The organism is Nonomuraea sp. AD125B (assembly GCF_041402765.1).
GTDB classification, from domain to species: domain Bacteria; phylum Actinomycetota; class Actinomycetes; order Streptosporangiales; family Streptosporangiaceae; genus Nonomuraea; species Nonomuraea bangladeshensis.
In genome coordinates this window covers 462,353-482,694 of record NZ_JBGLOU010000004.1, presented here as the reverse complement: position 1 = coordinate 482,694, position 20,342 = coordinate 462,353, and the positions used below count along the sequence as shown (strand labels likewise).

The following is a 20,342-nucleotide window of genomic DNA, read 5'->3' as shown; positions in this document are numbered from 1 at the left end:
CCGGTCCGGGGAAAAGGGTCCATGGCGTTCCTCCGTGTCGTGGTGACACCCGGGGGCCGCGCCTCTGGACCTCGTTTCCCCCCCTTCCCGTCAGGAGGGGGATTACACTCCGCGCTCGGGGCGGATCGGCGTCACGGGCGTGCGCCCATGCCGGAGGCGAGCTCCTTGACGCGGCCGGCCGGGCCGCCGTCGGGGGCGAGCGGCGCGGTGTCCATGCCGGCGCCGTCGTGCAGTCCTTCGAACAGCTCACGCATGGCGTCCAGCGACGAGTGCCGCGGCCGCCAGCCCAGCACCTCGCGCGCGCGGTCGGTGGTCATGACGGGCAGCCGCATGGCGAGGTCGAGCAGCCCGGGCGAGGCGGGCACCAGCCTGAGCCGCCAGGCCGCCGAGACGGCCGCCTTGGCGAGGCCGCGCGGCACCGGCACCGTACGGGTGCCGAGCAGCTCGGCGAGGTCGCCGGGAGTGAGCACGGGTTCCGCGGCGATGTTGAACGCGCCCCTGACCTCGCGCACGACCGCGAGCCGGTAGGCCTCGGCCGCGTCCTCGGCGTGCAGCACCTGCAGCCGCAGCCCGGGGATGTCCGGCACGAACGGGATGCGCCCCGCGCCGATCAGCCGCCGCGGCACCAGCGGCCCGGCGAACAGCCTGCGCTGCTCCGAGGCCGCCGCCCGCTGGAAGATGAAGCCGGGCCGCATCCGCACCACGCGGATGCTCGGGTGGTCGTGCTCGAAGACGTCGAGCACCCGCTCGACGTAGGCCTTCTCCCGCCCGTACGCGGCTCCCGGCCACCCGTGCGTGGGCCAGCTCTCGTCCACCCGCCGGTCCTTGGGCCCCGGCGAGTACGCGCCCACGGACGAGGCGTGCACCAGCGCCTGCACCCCGGCCTCCGCCGCGGCGCGGAAGACCCGCATGCTGCCGAGCACGTTGGCCCGCCAGGTGGTCGCCGGGTCCCTGGTCGGCTGGAACAGCCACGCCAGATGGACCACGGCGTCCGCGCCGTCGAAGATCCGGGTCAGGTCGGCGGAGGCCACGTCGGCCTGCCGCCATTCCGTGCGGTCGACGCGCCAGCCGGGAAGCCGCCGGGCGACCCCGACGATCGAGGTCACCCGCTCGTCGGTGCTCAGCGCGCGCACCACGCTGGTGCCGACGTTCCCGGTTGCTCCCACCACGACGACTCTCATGAAGGCACCGCTGCCCGCTGTCCGTCCGGTGAAACGCCCATCAGGGCCGTAGGAGGACCTTGATGGCCCCGTCGGCCTTCTTCTGGAACATTTCGTACGCCTTTGCCGCATCTTCCAGTGGCAGCTTGTGGGTGGCGAGATCCATGACGCCGAGCGGGTCGGCGTCGTCGGTCACGAGCGGCATCAGCGGGCCGATCCACCGGCGCACGTGCGCCTGCCCCATGCGCAGGGTGATGCCCTTGTCGAACATGCGGAGCATGGGCAGCGGGTCGGTCATGCCGCCGTACACGCCGATGACGGAGATGACGCCGCCCCTGCGCACGCCGTCGATGGCCTGGTTGAGCGCGGCCAGGCGGTCCACTCCGGCGTTGGTCATGAGCGGGGCCGCGAGGGCGTCGGGCAGCAGTCCTGTGAGGGTCTGCGCGATCTTGGCGGCGGGCGAGCCGTGGGCCTCCATTCCGACGGCGTCGATCACCGAGTCGGTGCCGCGGCCGGCCGTGCGGGCGCGGATCTCGTCGGGCACGGCGGTCACCTCGCTCGCGTCGATGACCTCGATCCCGTGGCGGGCGGCCAGCTCCAGCCTGTCGGCGACGCCGTCGACGCCGATCACCCGGTGGCCGAGGTGCCGGGCGATGCGGGCGCACATCTGGCCGATGGGCCCGAGCCCGAGCACGGTCACGCTGCCGCCCTCGGGGATCTCCGCGTACGCGACCGCCTGCCACGCCGTGGGCAGCACGTCCGACAGGTAGACGAACCGCTCGTCCGGCGGGCCGTCCGGCACCCGGATCGGGCCGAACTGGGCCTCGGGCACCCGCAGGTACTCCGCCTGGCCGCCGGGGACCTGGCCGTAGAGGCGGGTGTAGCCGAACAGGGCGGCGCCGGTGCCCTGCTCGCGCACCTGGGTGGTCTCGCACTGGGCGTACAGCTCCATGCCGCACATGTGGCAGTGGCCGCAGGCGATGTTGAACGGGATGACGACCCGGTCGCCCGGCTTGAGATGGGTGATCTCCGGGCCGACCTCCTCGACGACGCCCATGGCCTCGTGGCCCAGGATGTCGCCCTCGGCCATGAACGGGCCGAGCACCTCGTACAGGTGCAGGTCGGAGCCGCAGATGCCGGTGCTGGTCACCCTGATGACCGCGTCGTTCGGCTCCTTGATCACCGGGTCGGGCACGTCCTCGACCCGCACGTCCCGCTTGCCGTGCCATGTGACTGCTCTCATGCACAGCGCATACCCCTACAAAAGCCACTAAACGGACGGCCTGCTCCTGTGACCGGTGAGACGGATGAAGTCATGGGCAGCCCCAGACTCTTTACACGCTCAGTGTTGGGTGAGTAACTATTGGTGATATCCGATCGACCGAAGGAGCGCGCGCATGCCATTGGGCCTCACTGAGCCATGCCTCGGCTCGCGCATCGACCACCACCTGAGCGCGTTCCTGGAGACCTGGCGGGCGCCGCTGTCCGATCCCGACGTCGCGGTCGCGTACAACGTGCTGCGCGAGTTCGTGCTGGGCGGCGGCAAGCGCATCCGGCCGCAGCTGTGCTACTGGGGGTGGCGCGGGGCGGGCGGCGACGACTGCGACGAGATCATCATGGCCGCCGCCGCGCTGGAGCTGTGCCACGCCGGCCTGCTCATCCACGACGACATCATGGACGGCAGCGAGCTGCGCCGGGGCCGCGCCACCGTGCACAAGAGCCTGGAGCGACTGCACGCGGGGCCGGGCGCGGAGGTCTTCGGCCAGGCGGGCGGCATCCTGCTCGGCACGCTGAGCCTGGCCTGGTCCGACGCCATGCTGTCGTCCTGCGGGGTCCAGCCGCACCGGCTGCGCGCCGCGCACCACCTCTTCGACACCATGCGCACCGAGGTGATCAGCGGCCAGTACCTCGACATGCTCGCGCAACTGCGGGCCGGGGCGAGCGTCGACGAGGCGCTGACCGTCATCCGCTACAAGACGGCCAAATACACCGTGGAGCGGCCGCTGCAGATCGGCGGCGCGCTCGCCGGGGCCGACGCCGAGCTGCTGGCGTCCTACTCCCGGTTCGGGGTGCCGCTGGGCGAGGCGTTCCAGCTCCGCGACGACGTGCTCGGCACCTTCGGCTCGGCCGCCGAGACCGGCAAGTCGGCGCTCGACGACCTGCGCGAGGGCAAGCACACCGTGCTGATCGCGCAGGCCCTGCGCCGCGCCTCGGCCGCCCAGCGCGAGCACCTGCGGCGCTGGCACGGCGATCCCGGGCTGGACGAGGAGCGCGCCGCCGAGCTGCGCCAGATCCTGTGCGACACCGGAGCGGTCGCCGCGGTCGAGGACATGATCGCGAGCCGGGTGCGCGAGGCGGTCGCGGCGCTGGCCGAGGCCGAGATCAAGCCGGACGCGGCCGCCGCGCTCACCGTGCTCGCCGACCGGCTCGCACACCGCACCAGCTAGAAGGGTTTTTCCCGATGGGACGCGTACTTCTCGCGGCCCCGCGTGGCTACTGCGCGGGCGTCGATCGCGCGATCGTGACGGTGGAGCGGGCGCTGGAGCGCTTCGGCCCGCCCGTCCACGTCCGCAAACAGATCGTCCACAACACCTCCGTGGTCGGCGAGCTGACCCGGCGCGGCGCGGTCTTCGTCGACGAGCTCGACGAGGTCCCCGACGGCGCGCTGGTGATCTTCAGTGCCCACGGCGTGTCGCCGGAGGTGAAGGCCGAGGCCGAGCGGCGCGGGCTGCGCACCATCGACGCCACCTGCCCGCTGGTCACCAAGGTCCACAAGGAGGCGGTCAGGCTCGCCGCCGACGGCCACGAGATCGTGCTCATCGGCCACGCCGAGCACGAGGAGGTCGAGGGCACCGTCGGCGAGGCCCCCGGCCACATCCACGTCGTCGACCCGGCCCGCCCCGAGGAGGTGAGCGCCATCGGCGACGGCCCGGTGAGCTGGCTGTCGCAGACCACCCTGTCGGTGGACGAGACCATGCGCGCGGTCGGCGCGCTGCGCGAGCGCTTCCCGCAGCTCGCCGACCCGCCCAGCGACGACATCTGCTACGCCAGCCAGAACCGCCAGGAGGCGGTGACCAGGATCGCGCCCGAGTGCGAGCTGGTCCTCGTCGTCGGCTCCGCCAACTCCTCCAACTCCCAGCGCCTGGTCGAGGTCGCGCTGGAAGCGGGGGCGCGGGCGGCCCACCTGGTGGACCACGCCGGAGAGGCCGACGAGCGATGGCTGCGCGGCGTGCGGACGGTCGGCGTCACCTCCGGCGCCTCGGCACCGGAGCGGCTGGTCAGCGGCCTGCTCGACTGGCTCGCGGCCCGCGGCTTCGCCGACGTCACTCAGGTGACCCTCACCGCGGAGACCCTGACCTTCTCTCTTCCCCCCGAACTACGACCGACCCGCAATCCCGGCTAATCCAGCACGGAACAGGCAGGTAAGAGATGACAGAAACCACCCAGTCCGCCGCCCCCGAGAACGGCAACGGCCAGCTCAGCCTGAGCACCGAAGCCGCGAGGCAGCTCTCCACCACCACCAAGACGCCGCCGCAGATGCAGGAGATCACCTCGCGGTGGCTGCTGCGGCTGCTGCCTTGGGTGCAGTGCTCGGGCGGCGTTTTCCGGGTGAACCGGCGGCTGACCTACACCCTCGGGGACGGCCGCATCACCTTCAGCACCACCGGCTCGGAGGTCCGCGTCATCCCGGCGGAGCTGACCGAGCTGCCCGTGCTGCGCGGCTTCGACGACATGGAGGTGCTGGAGGCGCTGGCCGCCCGCTTCACCCAGCGGGAGGTGGAGCCCGGCGAGCAGATCGTCGCCGAGGGCGCGGAGGGTGACCGGCTCGTCCTCATCGCGCACGGCCGGGTGGACAAGGTGGCCCGCGGCGCGTACGGCGACGACCAGGAGCTCGGCGTGCTGGCCGACGGCGACCACTTCGGCGAGCAGGCGCTCACCGACGGCGCCCCGTACGCCTTCAGCGCGCGGGCCAAGACCGCCACGACCCTGCTGACGCTGTCGCGGCAGGACTTCGAGCAGGTCGCCGAGCAGTCGCCCGCGCTGCGCGCCCACCTGGAGAGCCTGGCCAGCAGCGGCGCCCACGCCCAGAACGACTACGGCGAGGCCGCCATCGAGATGTCCTCGGGCCACACCGGCGAGGCCACACTGCCCGGCACGTTCGTCGACTACGAGCTGAGCCCCCGCGAGTACGAACTGAGCGTCGCCCAGACCATCCTGCGGGTCCACAGCCGCGTCTCCGATCTGTACAACCAGCCGATGAGCCAGCTCGACCAGCAGCTCCGCCTCACGATCGAGGCGCTGCGCGAGCGCCAGGAGCACGAGCTGATCAACAACCGCGAGTTCGGCCTGCTCCACAACGCCGACTTCAGCCAGCGCATCCGCACCCGTTCCGGCCCGCCGACCCCCGACGACCTCGACGACCTGCTCGCCACCGTGTGGAAGGAGCCGGCGTTCTTCCTGGCCCATCCGCAGGCCATCGCCGCCTTCGGCAGGGAGTGCAGCAAGCGCGGCGTCTACCCGCAGGCCAGCGAGGTCAGCGGGCACCGGGTGCCGGCCTGGCGAGGTGTGCCGATCTTCCCCTGCAACAAGATCCCGGTCTCGGGCAGCCGTACGACGTCGTTCCTGCTCATGCGGACCGGCCAGGAGAACCAGGGCGTGGTGGGCCTGCACCAGACCGGCATCCCTGACGAGTACCAACCGAGCCTGTCGGTGCGCTTCATGAACATCAACGAGAAGGCCGTGGTGTCCTACCTGGTCAGCGCCTACTACTCGTGCGCGGTCCTGGTGCCCGACGCGCTCGGCGTCCTGGAGGACGTCGAGCTCGGCAGGAACGACTAGCCCGGACCTGATCCGCCGGGGGATTGGTGGTGTTTCACACGTGACGGAGTCGGACCAGAGGCTCAGCCTCGACACCCAGGCGGCGCGCAGGCTCGCCACGACGACCAAGACGCCTCCTCAGGCGCGGGAGATCACCCCGCGCTGGCTGCTGCGGATGCTGCCGTGGGTCGACGTGACGGCCGGCACCTACCGGGTGAACCGGCGGCTCACCTACCCGGTCGGGGGCGGCCGGGTGAGCTTCTACCGCACCGGGGCCCGGCTCCAGGTGATCCCACCGAGCCTGACGGAGCTGCCCCTGCTGCACGGGATGGCCGGCGGCGAGGAGCTGGAGCTGCTCGCCCGCTCGTTCCGGCAGCGGGAGTACGGCGCGGGCGACACGATCGCCCGCGCCGGCCGCCCGGCCGACGAGATCCTGCTGATCGCGCACGGCAAGGTCGCCCAGCTCCAGGCCGGCGGCCACGGCGACCGGCTGGTGCGCGGCGCCCTCGCCGACGGCGACCACGCGGGCGGCGGACTGCCGGGCGCGACGTGGGACTTCACGCTGGAGACCAGCACCCCCTGCACGGTGCTGGCCCTGCCGCGCGAGGAGCTGGACGCCCTGGCCGCGCGCTCGCCGGCGCTGCTCGCCCAGATCGAGCGGCACCGCGACCGGCTGGCCAGGCCGCAGAACAAACACGGCGAGGCGGCCGTCGCGCTCGCCGCCGGGCACCGGGGCGAGCACCCGCTGCCCGGCACGTTCGTCGACTACGACCCGGGGCCGCGCGAATACCCCATGAGCCTGTCGCAGACCGTGCTGCGCGTCCACACCCGCGTCGCCGACCTCTACGGCGAGCCGATGGACCAGACCGAGCAGCAGCTCCGCCTCACGGTCGAGGCGCTGCGCGAGTCCCAGGAGCACGAGCTGCTCAACAACCGCGAGTTCGGGCTGCTGCACAACGTCGATCCCCGGCAGCGGCTCTACACCCGGTCGGGGCCGCCCGGTCCCGACGACCTCGACGAGCTGCTGTGCCGCAGGAAGAAGTCCCGTTTCTTCCTCGCCCACCCGCGGGCCATCGCCGCCTTCCACCGGCAGTGCAGCGCCCGCGGCGTCTACCCCGACAGCGTCGAGCTGCACGGGACGCGGCTGACCGCCTGGCGGGGCGTGCCCGTCCTGCCCTGCGACAAGATCCCGGTCACCCGGCGGGGCACCAGCACCATCCTCGTCCTGCGCACCGGCGAGGACGACCAGGGCGTGGTCGGGCTGCGGCCCGCCGCCGTCCCCGACCAGCGCGAGCCGGGGCTGAGCGTCCGCTTCACCGGCATCGACGCGCGGGGCATCGCCTCCTACCTGGTCAGCGCCTACTACTCGGGCGCGGTCCTGGTGCCGGACGCGCTCGGCGCGCTGGAGCACGTCGAGGTGGCCGGCTGAACCTTTTGAAGGAGCTTCGATGAGCCAACCGTTCGAACTGCCGGACTTCTACGTCCCGTACCCGGCCCGGCTCAACCCCCATCTGGAGGCGGCTAAGACGCACTCCAAGCAGTGGGCGCGCGACATGGGCATGCTGGAGGGCTCGGGGGTGTGGGAGGAGTCCGACCTCGACGCCCACGACTACCCGTTGATGTGCGCCTACACCCATCCCGACTGCGACGCCGACGAGCTGTGCCTGATCACCGACTGGTACGTGTGGGTGTTCTTCTTCGACGACCATTTCCTGGAGGTGTTCAAGCGTTCAGGCGACCTGGAGGGCAGCCGGGGCTACCTGGCCCGGCTGGCCGCGTTCATGCCGATGGGCGGCGACCTGTCCATGCCGGAGCCGGCCAACCCGGTGGAGGCGGGGCTGGCCGACCTGTGGGTGCGCACGGTGCCCGGCATGTCGCAGGACTGGCGGGAACGCTTCGCCGAGAGCACCCGCAACCTGCTGAACGAGTCGCTGTGGGAGCTGGCCAACATCAACAAGGGCCGGATCTCCAACCCGGTCGAGTACATCGAGATGCGCCGCAAGGTGGGCGGCGCCCCCTGGTCGGCGGGGCTGGTGGAGCACGCCGTGGGGGCCGAGGTGCCGGCCCGGCTGGCCGCGACCCGGCCGCTGCGGGTGCTCAAGGACACCTTCTCCGACGCCGTCCACCTGCGCAACGACCTGTTCTCGTACGAGCGGGAGGTCCGCGACGAGGGCGAGCTGAGCAACGGCGTGCTGGTGCTGGAGACCTTCCTCGGCTGCACCACCCAGGAGGCCGCGAACGCGGTCAACGACCTGCTGACCTCGCGGCTGCAGCAGTTCGAGCACACGGCGGTGACGGAGCTCGGGCCGCTGTTCGCCGAGCACGGCATCGACCCGGTGTCGGCGGCCGGGGTGCTGGCCTACGTCAAGGGGCTGCAGGACTGGCAGTCCGGCGGGCACGAGTGGCACCTGCGCTCCAGCCGCTACATGAACCAGCGGGCCGGGGCGAGCCGGCCGCTCGGCATGTCGTCGGTCGTCGACCTGCTGGGCGCCAAGCGGGTCAGGAACTTCACGCGGGTGCCGTACGAGCGGGTGGGGCCGAGCGTGATCCCCGACGATCTCTACGTGCCGTTCCCGCTGCGGCTCTCGCCGCATCTCGACGACGCCCGGCGGCACATCGTCGAGTGGTGCGCGGCGATGGGCATCCTGGAGGCCCAGCCGGGGGTGGCCGGCTCGGCGGTGTGGGACGAGCGGAAGCTGGTCGACTACGACCTGGCGCTGTGCGCCGCGGGGCTGCATCCCGACGCCACGCCCGAGGAGCTGGACCTCGCCTCGTTCTGGCTGGCCTGGGGGACGTACGGCGACGACTACTTCCCCGTGGTCTTCGGCCGCACCGGCAACCTGGCCGCCGCGAAGATCGCGGTCGACCGGTTCTCGGCGTGCATGCCGCTCGACGGCTCGCCGGCGCCGCCGCCCGCGAACGCGCTGGAGCGCGGCCTCGCCGACGTCTGGGCCCGTACGGCCGGTCCCATGCCGGCCGGGCATCGCCGCAGGCTGCGCGAGGCGGTGGAGAAGATGTGCCAGGGGTGGCTGTGGGAGCTGGCGGGCGAGCTCGCGCATCGGGTGCCCGACCCGGTCGACTATCTGGAGATGCGCCGGCTGACCTTCGGCTCCGACCTGACCATGAACCTCTGCCGGCTGCGCCACGCCCAGGCCGTGCCGGACGAGGTCTACGCCAGCGGCCCGATGCGGGCGCTGGAGAACGCCATGATGGACGCGGGCTGCCTGGTCAACGACATCTTCTCCTACCAGAAGGAGATCGAGTTCGAGGGCGAGGTGCACAACTGCGTGCTCGTCGTCCAGAGCTTCTTCGACTGCGGCTATCCGGCCGCGCTGCGCATCGTCACCGACCTGCTGGCCTCACGGGTCCGGCAGTTCGAGCACATCGTGGCGAACGAGCTGCCGATCGTCTGCGCCGACCTCGGCCTCGACGCCGAGGCGCGCGCCGGCGTCGACGGCTTCCTGACCGGGCTGCGCGACTGGCTCGCCGCCATCCTCAACTGGCACCGGGGCTGCTTCCGCTACGACGAGGAGAGCCTGCGCCGGCACCACCGGCCGCCGCGTTTCACGCTCGGCGGCCCCACCGGGCTCGGCACCTCGGCGGCGGTCGCCTTCGCCACACTGTCCGGCAGGTGAGAACGCTCCTCAGATGGGCAGTCGATGGGCTCGGGACTCGTGGTGCCAGCCCATCAGCCGCAACAGCCGGAGCTGGTACGACGTCAGGTTGCGCAACCTGATCCAGCGCTGCTCCGGCGGCAACCCGGGCAGGGCCAGCACGCGCAGCCCCGAGACGTCGATGAAGGTCAGCCCGCCGGTGTCGACGACGACGTGCCGGCCCTGGCTGCAGCCCGTCAGGGCGATGGCCAGGGCGCAGCTGTTGGAGGCGTCGACCTGGCCGAACAGCGTGACGACGGGCCCCTCGGCCGCCGCGCGCACCGTGGCCTTGAGCTGCTCGTCCTGGTAGAGCAGCCGCTCTTCGAGACGGTTCACGCTCCTCACACCCCCCTACACGCACGCTCCCCGGGGGTTTGTGGCCGTGCGTCATGTCGGCGCGTCAGCCAGAACCAAGGCTACACGAAGTATGTTTCACTATGTAATCTTCGCGAGATTATGACCGAATTCGCGCGGAATCCTGAAGAGGTGCACCCGGTGGCCTTTTCGTAGGTGATCCGGTCCTACGGCAGGGCCGTGTAGGCCGGAGCTAGATGCCCCTTCTGCCCGTTTTGCCGTGGATCTTCCCGGCCCCGAAATTTTGTGACTCGTCCGTTTATGTCGGAAGACTTGTCGCGATTTTCGGCGGTACAAAGCCACACAGCAGACAACGCTCACAAACGGGCCTTGCGGGGATGGTGAAGACACGTGACCGGGAAAGGAACGGCGGCGCGGGTGCTCGCGTGCGGGCTGGCGTGCGTGCTGGCGTCCGCTCTTCAGGCGGACGCGGCGCTGGCCGCGCGGAAGACGCGCGCGGCCGCCGCAGGAGGCATCGCGCTGCGCGCGGCGCTGGAGATGATCGGCGTCCCCTACTCGTGGGGCGGCGGCGGGGTGAACGGGCCCGGCTACGGCATCGGGAAAGGCGCCGGCACGAAGGGCTTCGACTGCTCGGGGCTCACCGAGTTCGCCTACGCGCGGGCGGGGACGGCCATCGGCACCACCTCCCAGGAGCAGTGGCGCTCGGGGCCGCGGGTGCCGAAGGAGCTGATCGAGCCCGGCGACCTGGTGTTCTTCGACAACGACCCCGACAGTCCCGGGCCGGAGCACGTGGGGATCGCGGTGGACGCGACGACGATGGTGCACGCGCCGTACACGGGGGCGTTCGTGCGGACGGACCCGCTCGACCGGGCCGACTTCCTGGGAGCGGTACGGCCGGGGGCCGGCGGTGCGGAGGTGTGATCGGGGAAAAAGCAGTGCGGCCCCCGGCCGGCCCCTCGCGAAAGGGCCGGCCCGGGACCGCACAGCACGCCCGTAAGGATGCGGCGGCCGACCGGGCTCTTCGTGGTCTCGCGAATCACCACGCCGAGCCCCGGTCGCTCACCTGGGCATCAGGAAGGCGACTGGCCAGGCGGCTCCGCGCACGGGAGCCGCGATCGACCTTCCTGCTCGCGCCGTCCTAGCTGACGTAGGTGCCGGCGTTGCTGAGGTTGACGCCCTTGTTGCCGTCGCCGACCTCGGGCTGGTTGTTGTTCAGCAGGTCGAGGTCGATCTCGTCCGCGAGCTGGATGATGTTGACGTCGAGGTTGTTGAGCGAGTGGTTGGCCACGTCGTTCAGGACGTCGTCGATGATCTGCCACTGGCTCAGGACGTTCTGGCCGCTGTTGTAGGGGCGGGGGTCGGCGTTGGCGGTGGCAGCAGAGGCCGAGAAGCCGAAAGCGACGGCCGCGATCGCTGCACCGGCGAGGATACGACGGATCATGATTGTTTCCTCCATGGATCGGCGCGGAATTCCCGACGCCATAGTCGTTTGTGCAGGGCTGTGAGGTGCCGGGAATAACAATCGCGGCAGGTCGCGGGTTCCGCAACTCGGATTGCCATTCCTATGGTCAAGCGGACGCCTCGGTTTCTTGGCATGAGGTTTTGACGCGCATCGGCGAGGTACTACATATATTTCGCTCGCCCGAGCCGCCGAAAGGCAGGCGTTTTAGCCGGGGGCGAGAAATGCTCGATCGGCTTTAACCTCGGGATGAGGAACGATCACCCCAAACTTGGGGTGCCGTTCGCGCGCGCCTCGGTGGGATAGTAATCAGTCATGAATCCTGAAACGCCAGAACTCGTCCGGGCGGCGGCGGAGCGGGCGCGTGCCGCCGGGTTCGCCTACTCCTGCGACCCGGACGTCGGCCGCCTGCTCGCCGTGCTGGCAGCGGCGGTGCCGGACCGCGGGCGGGTGCTGGAGCTCGGCACGGGCACGGGTGTGGGCACCGCCTGGCTGGTGAGCGGGCTGCGGCCGCGGCAGGACGCGACGGTGACGAGCGTGGAGCTGGATCAGGTGCGGTCCGCGCTGGCCGCGTCCGGCGACTGGCCCGGCTTCGTGGACTTCCGTACGGGCGACGCGCTGAAGTTGCTCCCCAGGCTCGGCGCCTTCGACCTGATCTTCGCCGACACCGTGGCCGGCAAGCAGGTGGGGCTGGAGCTGACCATCGCCGCGCTCGCCCCGCACGGGGTGCTGGTGGTGGACGACATGACGCCGGCGCCCGGCTCGACCTGGGACGCCGAGTTCGCGGCCAGGCAGGAGGCGGTGCGGCGCACTCTGCTCGGCCATGCCCGGCTGGCGGCCGTCGAGCTGGGCGGTCACGGCTCGGGCGTCATCCTCGCCACGGCCAGAAATTAGGCAAATCCGCAGTAAATGCACAAATAGCCGACGCTTTTCGTTCAGCGGGAAATACAGTACACGGGGCGGAAGCCGTGGCAGGATTGGCACGGGCCGGAGCCGTGGCGAGATGCCGATTTGAGGAGCATAGATGCGGGGTGCTCACAATATGGGCGACATGACCGAAATACCCGATAGTGATTCCCTGCAATCCGGGCCGAGCGCGCTGCGCCTGCTCATCGGCGCTCACCTGCGCCGCCTCCGCGAGGCGGCCGACGTCACCCGCGAGGCCGCCGCCTACGCCATCCGCGGCTCACAGTCGAAGATCAGCCGCCTGGAGGCCGGCCGCACCAGCTTCAAGCCGCGCGACGTGGCCGACCTGCTCGCCCTCTACGGCGTACGCGACCGGGCCGAGCGCGACAGCCTGCTCGCGCTGGTCGCGCAGGCCAACGCGCCGAGCTGGTGGCACGAATACCGCGACGTCGTCCCCGACTGGTTCGAGCCCTACCTCGGGCTGGAGCAGGACGCCGCGCTCATCCGCACCTACGGCGTCCAGCACGTCCCCGCCCTGCTGCAGACCGAGGACTACGCCCGCGAGGTCATCACCCGCAACCACGAGGGCGAGCCCGCTGAGCGGATCGCGCGCCTGCTCACGGTGCGCCTGCTCCGCCGCCGCGCCCTCGACGCGCCCGCCCCGCGCAAGCTCTGGGCGGTGCTGGACGAAGGCGCGCTGCGCCGCGTGGTGGGCGACACGGACGTCATGCGGGCCCAGCTCGAACACCTCGCCCGCATGGCCGAGCTGCCCAATGTCACGCTCCAGGTGTTCCCGTTCGCCAACGGCTCCGCGCTCGGCGGGGTCGGCCCGGTCACCCTCCTGCGCTTCGCCCAGGAGGAGCTGCCCGACGTGGTCTACCTCGAACACCTCACCGGCGCCCAATACCTCAACAAGGAGAGCGAGGTGCGCCACTACCGCCACCTGCTCAACGAGCTGGGCGTGCACGCCCCGCCCCCGGCCGAGACGCCGGCGATCCTGCACGGGATGATCCAGCGTCTCTGACGCGAGCCTGGTCAGGGCTTGCGCGCGACCCCGCACAGCGCGTCCACCTCGGCGAGCGAGGCCATGGGGTCGGGGTCGGGCCGCCAGCGCGTGATCGACACCACGCCCGGCTCGACCAGCTCCAGCCCGTCGAAGAAGCGGGCGAACTCCGCGCGGCTCCGCAGATGGTACGGCGCCCCCGGCCCCTCGTTGTGCTCCTCCTGGGCCCGGTCGAGCGCCTCGCCGGTGACCACATTGACGCCGTCCCACATGGCGAGGTAGCTGCCGGACGGCAGGGCCTCCATCAGCCGCCCGACGATCGAGTAGGCCCCGTCCTCCTCGCTCACGTAGCCCGCGATGCCCATGAGCATGAGCGCGACCGGCTGCGTGAGGTCGAGGGTGCCCGCCGCGGCGGCGATGATCTTCTCGGGCTCGCGCAGGTCGGCGTCCACGTAGTCGGTCGCACCCTCGGGGGTGCCGACCAGGAGGGCGCGGGCGTGGGCGAGCACCAGGGGGTCGTTGTCGACGTAGACCACCCGGCAGGCCGGGTCGGCGCGCTGGGCGACCTCGTGCGTGTTGTCCACGGTCGGCAGGCCGGTGCCGACGTCGAGGAACTGCCGCACCCCCGCCTCCTCGACCAGGTGCCGCACGATGCGGGCGAGCAGGTGCCGGGACAGGCGCGCGATCTCGACGATGTCGGGGAAGGCGGCGCTGAACTGGTCGCCGGCCTCCCGGTCCACGTCGTAGTGATCCTTGCCGCCGAGCCAGTAGTTCCACATGCGGGCGGCGTGCGGGACGCCGGTGTCGATGCGGGGCGAGACGGCCTCTCCGGCGGCGTACGGTTCTCCGGTCATGGAGCTGCTCCAGTGATGTCGGATCCGCGGGATCTTCAACCTAGCGTCCGGACTGTCCGTCTTCCAGGCCCGGGAGCGGTTTCATCGATCTTGGTCGCCGATCCGGTCGAGGGCGGCGGACAGGAGGCGTACGGCCTCCAGGCACCGCTCGGCCTCCTCCGCGCCCAGCTCCGCGACGAGCCGGTCGGAGAACTCCCCGTGCCCCGGGTTGATCTTGGCGATGGCCTCCCGCCCGGCCGCCGTCGGTTGGAGCAGCTTGGCCCTGCGGTGCGCGGGGTTCGGCCGGTATTCGGCGAGGCCCCGCTCCACCAGCAGGTCGGCGATGCGCTGCACGCCCTGCCTGGTCATCCCCATCTCGCGGGCGATCCCGGAGACCGGCAGCGGCTCGCGCAGCACCGCGCCGAGCACCTGCCACCAGGCCGCCGTGATGCCCGCGGGCCGGGCCAGCCCCTCCGCGACGTGGAGGAACTGGCCGTTGAGGCGGAAGACGCCGAGCGCCAGCCCGGACACCAGCCGCGCGTTCTCGCTCATGCGGTCATCAGCACCTCGTACGCGCTCGGGTCGCTCCGCGAGAACAGCCGGAACCAGGCGTCCAGGACCTCGGGACGGTAGGCGTCGAGCCTGCGGAAGATCTCCCTGGCGAAGGCCACCGGCTCCGTGGGCCCGGCGGTGATGAGGTCGCCGTCGAGCACGGCGTCGTGGTCGAGGTAGCGCTTCGCGCCCGCGTAACCCTGCTGGGCCTCCAGGTACTGGACGGCGCCGCTGGTGTGCTCGCGCTCGTCGAGCAGGCCCTCCCTGGCGAGCCCGGCCGTGGCGCCGCAGATGGCCGCGACCGGCACGCCGGCCGCCAGGAACTCCCCTGCTTTGCGGGCGAAGGGGGCGAGCAGGTCGCCCGCGTCCCAGAGCGCGGCGCCCGGCAGGATCAGCAGCGCGCTGTCCTCCGGGGAGAGCCGGTCGAGCGTGAGGTCGGGGACGATCCTGGCGCCGCCCATGGTGACGACGGGATCGGTGGTGAGCCCGACGGTGACGATCTCGTAGCCGCCGGGTTCGCGCTGGTAGACGCCGCTGCGCAGGTGCGCGGTGGCGTGACCGGTCTCCCAGTCGGCGAGCGTGTCGTAGACGGCGTGGTGCACGGTGGGCTTCATGACAACATTCTGTCATTTGGACATCATGTTGTCAATCGCCAGCCGTGCGAGGATAGGCCCATGGCAGAGATCGTCGGCGGTGGACGTCCGGTCAACGACGCCGAACGGCGCGTCATCGCATATCTGCGCGACCACGCGCCCGCCGACTGGCTGCTGCTGCACAACATCGAGGTCCCGCGCGGCAACGACGTCTTCGAGGTCGACCTGCTCGTGCTGACCGGCCACTCGCTCGTGGTCGTCGACGTCAAGGGCACGCGGGGACGCATCGAGGTGTCCGGCACGCGCTGGTTCCCGCCCCGGCGGGAGGCGTTCGGCTCGCCGGTGGCCAAGCTGCGGGGCACCGCCAAGGCGCTGAAGGGCCTGCTGGTGTCCAGGTCCACCCAGCTCGAACGCGTCTACGTCGACAGCCTGGTCGTGCTCAGCTCCCCCGACGCCGAGCTGATCGACCCGGCCGGGCGCGACGCCGTCAACGTCACGACCGTGCCCGAGCTGGTGGCCACGCTGAGCGACGTCTCGCGGGTGCGGCGCGGGTGCAGCCCGCACGTACGCCCCTACATGACGGCCGTGCTCGACGCGCTCAACCAGACCGTACGCCGCAGCACCGCCCCGCCCCGCTTCGGCAACTGGGAGGTCGAGGAGCAGCTCGGCGGCGACGCCAAGGTCACCGAATACCGCGCCTTCAACGCCACGCTGCCGGGCAGCGAGACCGTGCTGCTGCGGGTCTACCAGGCCGACCCGCTCGCCGACCACGAGTCGCGGGCGGCCGAGCGGCAGCGCATCGCCAACGCCTACCAGAGCCTGGCCCGCATCCCGCCGCACCCGTGCGTGGTGCGCTCGCGCGACTTCTTCGCCATCGACGACGAGAGCCGGTTCGTGCTGGTGCTCGACGACGTGCACGGTCGGTCGCTGCACCTGTCGCCGCCCCGGGGCGCGCGCATGAGCGTGCTTCAAGACCTGCTGAGCGGGCTCGCGCACGCCCACGCCAACGGCGTCGTGCACCGCGCGCTCACCCCGGCCAGCGTGCTGGTCACCGACGACGGCCACGCCGTGCTGACCGGCTTCGACTACGCCAAGCTCGGCCCGCGCAACTACACCGTCGCCCACGAGCTGGGCAACGTGCTCGACGCCCACTACGTCGCCCCCGAGTGCCACGAGCGGCCCGACCGGATGACGACGGCCTCCGACGTCTACTCCGCCGGGGTGATCGCCCACCAGCTCCTCACCGGCGAGCTGCCCACCAGCGCCGACGCCGACGGCCCCGACGTGCCGGAGGTGGTGCGCCGGATGCTCGACCACTCCCCCGCCAAGCGGCCGTCGGCGGCCGAGGCGCTGCAGGCCCTGACCGCGCCGCCGCCGCCCCGGCGCTCCCGCTTCGGTGGCCTGGTCCGCCGCCTGGTCTCCCGCCCCTGACGGTCAGCTCGGCGCCGTGATGGTGTCGAGGACGTCGATGACGTAGATCCTGGGCTCGTCCCCCGGCGACGGGACCGCGAGGCGGCAGCCGACGTGGCGGCCGGGCAGCGCGTCCAGCCAGGCCGGGGGCGCCGCGCCCGGCTTCAGGGTGAAGGCGCTCGGCCCGCCCCGCCGGTACGACGAGTCCACGAGCGCCCGCGACGGCCAGGCGGCGGCGACGTACTGGACGATGACCTTCGACCCCGCCAGGATCTCCTCGCCGGAGCCGTCGATGAGGAGGCGGGGCGGGCCGGCGGGCGTCAGGTCGGCCGGCACGACCGGCAGGGTCCGCCCCACCAGCCGGGCGTCCGGCGGGTAGCCGCCCAGGATGTCGAAGACGACGACGAGCGTGTCCGAGGGCGACACCCCGGCCCACGGCAGGCCGGGCCCGAGCGCGTCGGCGGCCGGTCCGACCAGCATGACCCGGCTGCCCGCCGGACGGCCGATGAGCGAGCGCCGCCAGACCTCCGGCACCTGCCGGCCGTCGAAGACGACGGTGGCGGGCTGGTTGCCGTCGAAGGTGCTGAGGTACGGCCGGTTGCCGGCCCAGCGGCGGATGTCGACGTCGGCGAGCACGACGTCCCCCGGCAGGGTGCGCCGCCCGCTGCCCGCCGACAGCACGGTGATCCGGGGCATGCGGCCGGGCTTGCCCGCGGGGATGGACACGACCGGCCTGCTGCCGAAGCCGCCGCTGACGACGGGCTGCGCGCCCTCCTCGGCCCCCGTGTGCGAGGCGGAGCCGCACGAGGTGGCGAGCATCAGCATGGCGGGCCAGAACAGGCGCACGGTCTTCCTCCAGGGCACGAAAGATCCGAGAGGTTCTTCGCCGTGGAGCGCACAAGCAAAGCCCGGGCTTCGTCCATCTCCCGACAAAGGCGCGGGAGACTGGGATCCGTGAGCAAGCCCAGCCTGGCGCGGAGGGTCGCGGACGCGGCCGAGATCGCGCTGACCACCCGCAAGTACGTGACGTTCATCGACGTGGTCACCGGGCTCCGCTGGCTGCACTCGCGGCACGTGGACCAATGGCGGCAGGGCCGGGCGCCCACGCTGGCCGGCCTGGCGGCCGTGGACGAGGACCGCCTGGTGGCGACGGCCGCGCTGCTGAAGGACTGGGCGCTGGCCAAGGGGCTCAAGCCGGTCGACACCCCTTACGTCGCGGGCACCCGCGACCGCCGCGAGCTGCGGTTCACCGCCGGACATCCGCAGGAGCCGTTCCGCGTCCACTGGATCTCGCCCGAGCTGAGCGAGGCGCGGGTGCGCCGGCTCACCGAGCGGCAGAGCAAGGCGCCCGACCTGGTGGCGGTGGCGCCGCTGGAGTCCTGGACGTGCGCGGCCTGCGGCGACACCGGCCCCTACCTGATCATGGAGGACGACCGTCCCCACTGCCTGACCTGCGCCGACCTCGACCACCTGGTGTTCCTGCCGTCGGGGAACGCGGCGCTGAGCCGCCGGGCCAAGCAGGAGAGCCGTCTCGCCGCCCTGGTCGTGCGCTACAACCGGCGGCGCAAGGTCTACCAGCGCGTCGGCCTGCTGGTCGAGCAGGCCGCGCTGGAGGCGGCCGAGGAGCGGTGCCTGGCCGACGAGGAGGCCCGCGAGCGCCGCCGCGAACGCGACCGGGTCCGCCGGGCCGAGCAGGACGTGGAGTTCCAGGCCAGGATGGCGGCCGAGATCGCCCGGCTGTTCCCCGGCTGCCCCGAGCAACGGGCGCGGGACATCGCCGAGCACGCCGGCCAGCGCGGCAGCGGCCGGGTCGGCCGGACGGCGGCGGCCAGGGCGCTCGACGAGAACGCGATCACCCTGGCCGTGATCGCGTCCATCCGCCACCTGGACACCGACTACGACGAGCTGCTGATGTCCGGGGTGCCGCGGATGACCGCCCGCGAACGGATCAAGGACCGCATCGAGGGCAAGCTCGCCGAGTTCCGCGGCCGCACGCCCTAACGGGAGGCGGCCGGGCTGCGGTGGACGACGCGGCCGTCCAGCATGGTCAGCCACGCGTCCACGCCGGACAGCTGGTCGGCGGCGAGCGCGGTCACGTCCGCGTCCAGCACCACCACGTCGGCCAGCTTGCCGGGCGTGAGCGAGCCGATCCGGTCCTCCATGCGCAGCGCGTACGCCGCGTCGATGGTGTGGGCGCGCAGCGCCTCCTCCAGCGTGATGGCCTGCTCCGCGCCGATCGGCCCGTCCTCGCGGGTGCGCCGGCGCACCGCGTTCGAGACCGTCTCCATGGGCCGCAGCGAGGAGACGAACGAGTCGCTGGACAGCACCGGCCGCAGCCCGGCGTCGATCTCCTCGCGCATCGGCTGGAGCCGGTGCGCCCGCCGCTCGCCGAGGCGGCGCACGAAGTCGGTGCCGCTGTCGTACAGGAAGTTCGGCTGGTTGACCGGGATCACGCCGAGCGAGGCGAACTCCCGCACCTGGGCGGGCGTCGGGTGGCCGCAGTGCTCGATGCGCGGGCGGGCGTCGTCGCCCGAGACCGCCACCGCCGCCTTGATCGCCTCCAGGGAGTAGCCCATCGCGCGGTCGCCCTGGGTGTGGATGCCGACCTGCCAGCCTGCGACGGCGGCCCGGCGCACCAGGTCCGTGAGCTCGTCGGGGTGGTGGTAGAGCGAGCCGGTGAAGTTGTCGCCGTACGGCTCGTCGAACATGGCGGTGCCGCCGAGCAGCGTGCCATCGCAGTAGAACTTCATGGCGCCGAAGCGCAGCCGGTCGTCGCCGAACGGCCCGGCGAGTCCCACCTCCGTCAGCTCGTCCAGGAGGTGGGAGAGGGGCATGACGACCGTACGCACCGGCAGCGTGCCCGCCGCGTGCGCGGCCCGGTAGACCTTGAGCTCGCGCCGCGAGACCTGGGGGTCGCAGACCGTCGTCACCCCGGCCCGCAGGTACGTCTCCCGCGCCCCCTCCAGCCAGCCGAGAAGCTGCTCGCCCGGCAGGTCCACGTGGAAGTTCGGGCCGTGGCAGCCGATGTCGACGGCCACCGGCAGCAGCAGCTCCATGGCGGAGTCCAGCACCATGCCGGTGAGCCGGCCGCCCTCGTCGCGCAGGAACGACCCGCCCGCCGGGTCGGCCACGTCGTCGCCGATGCCGCGCCAGGCGAGCGCCGCCGAGTTGACCACGGCCTGGTGCCCCGACACGTGGTAGACGATCACCGGGTGCTCGGTGGTGGCCTCGTCGAGCTGCGCGCGGGTGGGCCGGCCGCCGGGGTACTTGGCGTCGTCCATGCCGTACGCGCGGATCCACTGCCCGGCGGGCGTGCGGGCCGCCTCGGCGGCGACGGCCGCGACCAGGTCGGCCGCGCTCCCCACCGCCGGGTAGCGCGCGTCCACCGCCACCAGGGTCTCGGCCGTGGACAGCAGGTGGTTGTGCGGGTCGATGAAGCCCGGCAGCACGCTGCGCCCGCCCGCCCGCACGACCTCGGCGCCCGGCCCGGCGGCGGCCAGCACGTCGGCCTCGCGGCCCACGGCCAGGATCCGCCCGTCGCGGACGGCGACGGCCTCGGCGGAGGGGTTCGCGGGGTCCATGGTGAGGACCTTCGCGCCGGTGATGACGGTGGTGGACACTAGGTCTCCTTGTCGGTGAG

The 20,342-nt window shown here is 72.1% G+C and carries 19 protein-coding genes; 10 read left to right on the top strand and 9 right to left on the bottom strand.

Annotated features, from left to right (window positions below; all coding sequences use genetic code 11):
* Positions 1-131: 131 nt before the first annotated feature.
* Both ACBR40_RS14245 and ACBR40_RS14240 read right to left on the bottom strand, forming a co-directional pair.
* Positions 132-1,181 (bottom strand): NAD-dependent epimerase/dehydratase family protein, encoded by a 1,050-nt coding sequence (locus tag ACBR40_RS14245; RefSeq protein ID WP_371248949.1) that lies wholly within the window; start codon positions 1,179-1,181, stop codon positions 132-134.
* A 40-nt stretch (positions 1,182-1,221) separates the two neighbouring features.
* The gene (locus tag ACBR40_RS14240) at positions 1,222-2,403 is read right to left on the bottom strand and encodes a zinc-dependent alcohol dehydrogenase (protein WP_371248948.1); all 1,182 of its coding nucleotides are present in this window, start codon (positions 2,401-2,403) and stop codon (positions 1,222-1,224) included.
* 154 nt (positions 2,404-2,557) lie between these two features.
* Between ACBR40_RS14240 and ACBR40_RS14235 the strand changes: the two genes are divergently transcribed.
* The 5 genes from ACBR40_RS14235 to ACBR40_RS14215 are packed head-to-tail and all read left to right on the top strand — an operon-like array spanning position 2,558 to position 9,613.
* The gene (locus ACBR40_RS14235; RefSeq protein WP_344213465.1) at positions 2,558-3,607 is read left to right on the top strand and encodes a polyprenyl synthetase family protein; all 1,050 of its coding nucleotides are present in this window, start codon (positions 2,558-2,560) and stop codon (positions 3,605-3,607) included.
* A 14-nt stretch (positions 3,608-3,621) separates the two neighbouring features.
* On the top strand, positions 3,622-4,563 hold the full coding sequence (locus ACBR40_RS14230) for a 4-hydroxy-3-methylbut-2-enyl diphosphate reductase (protein WP_371248947.1): 942 nt from the start codon (positions 3,622-3,624) through the stop codon (positions 4,561-4,563).
* Between the two features lie 26 nt (positions 4,564-4,589).
* On the top strand, positions 4,590-5,999 hold the full coding sequence (locus ACBR40_RS14225) for a family 2B encapsulin nanocompartment shell protein (protein WP_371248946.1): 1,410 nt from the start codon (positions 4,590-4,592) through the stop codon (positions 5,997-5,999).
* Between the two features lie 40 nt (positions 6,000-6,039).
* On the top strand, positions 6,040-7,407 hold the full coding sequence (locus ACBR40_RS14220; RefSeq protein WP_371248945.1) for a family 2B encapsulin nanocompartment shell protein: 1,368 nt from the start codon (positions 6,040-6,042) through the stop codon (positions 7,405-7,407).
* Between the two features lie 19 nt (positions 7,408-7,426).
* Complete coding sequence (locus ACBR40_RS14215) at positions 7,427-9,613, top strand: germacradienol/geosmin synthase (protein ID WP_371248944.1); 2,187 nt, start codon at positions 7,427-7,429, stop codon at positions 9,611-9,613.
* A 9-nt stretch (positions 9,614-9,622) separates the two neighbouring features.
* Here the strand turns inward: ACBR40_RS14215 and ACBR40_RS14210 are convergent, their stop codons facing one another.
* Positions 9,623-9,967, bottom strand: a complete 345-nt coding sequence (locus ACBR40_RS14210; RefSeq protein ID WP_371248943.1) for an STAS domain-containing protein — start codon at positions 9,965-9,967, stop codon at positions 9,623-9,625.
* A 369-nt stretch (positions 9,968-10,336) separates the two neighbouring features.
* On the opposite strand from ACBR40_RS14210, the gene ACBR40_RS14205 reads away from it, so the two are divergent.
* The gene (locus tag ACBR40_RS14205; protein WP_371248942.1) at positions 10,337-10,867 is read left to right on the top strand and encodes a C40 family peptidase; all 531 of its coding nucleotides are present in this window, start codon (positions 10,337-10,339) and stop codon (positions 10,865-10,867) included.
* 217 nt (positions 10,868-11,084) lie between these two features.
* Here the strand turns inward: ACBR40_RS14205 and ACBR40_RS14200 are convergent, their stop codons facing one another.
* On the bottom strand, positions 11,085-11,387 hold the full coding sequence (locus tag ACBR40_RS14200; RefSeq protein ID WP_344213480.1) for a hypothetical protein: 303 nt from the start codon (positions 11,385-11,387) through the stop codon (positions 11,085-11,087).
* Between the two features lie 333 nt (positions 11,388-11,720).
* On the opposite strand from ACBR40_RS14200, the gene ACBR40_RS14195 reads away from it, so the two are divergent.
* A complete protein-coding gene (locus tag ACBR40_RS14195) occupies positions 11,721-12,299 on the top strand; it encodes a class I SAM-dependent methyltransferase (protein ID WP_344213482.1) in 579 nt (192 codons plus the stop codon).
* 157 nt (positions 12,300-12,456) lie between these two features.
* Positions 12,457-13,335 carry a helix-turn-helix transcriptional regulator gene (locus ACBR40_RS14190; protein ID WP_344213484.1) on the top strand — a complete coding sequence of 293 codons (879 nt, stop codon included), beginning with the start codon at positions 12,457-12,459 and terminating at the stop codon, positions 13,333-13,335.
* A gap of 11 nt (positions 13,336-13,346) precedes the next feature.
* Here the strand turns inward: ACBR40_RS14190 and ACBR40_RS14185 are convergent, their stop codons facing one another.
* The 3 genes from ACBR40_RS14185 to ACBR40_RS14175 all read right to left on the bottom strand — a co-directional run bounded on the left by ACBR40_RS14185 (position 13,347) and on the right by ACBR40_RS14175 (position 15,313).
* Positions 13,347-14,168, bottom strand: a complete 822-nt coding sequence (locus ACBR40_RS14185; RefSeq protein ID WP_371248941.1) for an SAM-dependent methyltransferase — start codon at positions 14,166-14,168, stop codon at positions 13,347-13,349.
* Positions 14,169-14,249: 81 nt separating this feature from the next.
* Positions 14,250-14,699, bottom strand: a complete 450-nt coding sequence (locus ACBR40_RS14180; protein ID WP_344213488.1) for a MarR family transcriptional regulator — start codon at positions 14,697-14,699, stop codon at positions 14,250-14,252.
* Positions 14,696-15,313 carry a DJ-1/PfpI family protein gene (locus tag ACBR40_RS14175; protein WP_344213490.1) on the bottom strand — a complete coding sequence of 206 codons (618 nt, stop codon included), beginning with the start codon at positions 15,311-15,313 and terminating at the stop codon, positions 14,696-14,698. The genes ACBR40_RS14180 and ACBR40_RS14175 overlap by 4 nt, the downstream gene beginning before the upstream one ends.
* Before the next feature lie 60 nt (positions 15,314-15,373).
* Between ACBR40_RS14175 and ACBR40_RS14170 the strand changes: the two genes are divergently transcribed.
* A complete protein-coding gene (locus ACBR40_RS14170; RefSeq protein WP_371248940.1) occupies positions 15,374-16,723 on the top strand; it encodes an NERD domain-containing protein in 1,350 nt (449 codons plus the stop codon).
* Positions 16,724-16,726: 3 nt separating this feature from the next.
* Here ACBR40_RS14170 and ACBR40_RS14165 read toward each other — a convergent pair whose 3' ends face one another.
* Entirely contained in the window at positions 16,727-17,566 is an 840-nt protein-coding gene (locus ACBR40_RS14165) for a hypothetical protein (protein ID WP_344213494.1), read from the bottom strand.
* A gap of 90 nt (positions 17,567-17,656) precedes the next feature.
* Between ACBR40_RS14165 and ACBR40_RS14160 the strand changes: the two genes are divergently transcribed.
* Positions 17,657-18,703: a DUF2293 domain-containing protein gene (locus tag ACBR40_RS14160; protein ID WP_371248939.1), complete on the top strand. Its 1,047-nt coding sequence runs from the start codon at positions 17,657-17,659 to the stop codon at positions 18,701-18,703.
* Here ACBR40_RS14160 and ACBR40_RS14155 read toward each other — a convergent pair.
* The gene (locus ACBR40_RS14155) at positions 18,700-20,322 is read right to left on the bottom strand and encodes an amidohydrolase (protein ID WP_344213498.1); all 1,623 of its coding nucleotides are present in this window, start codon (positions 20,320-20,322) and stop codon (positions 18,700-18,702) included. The genes ACBR40_RS14160 and ACBR40_RS14155 overlap by 4 nt on opposite strands.
* Between the last annotated feature and the right edge of the window lie 20 nt (positions 20,323-20,342).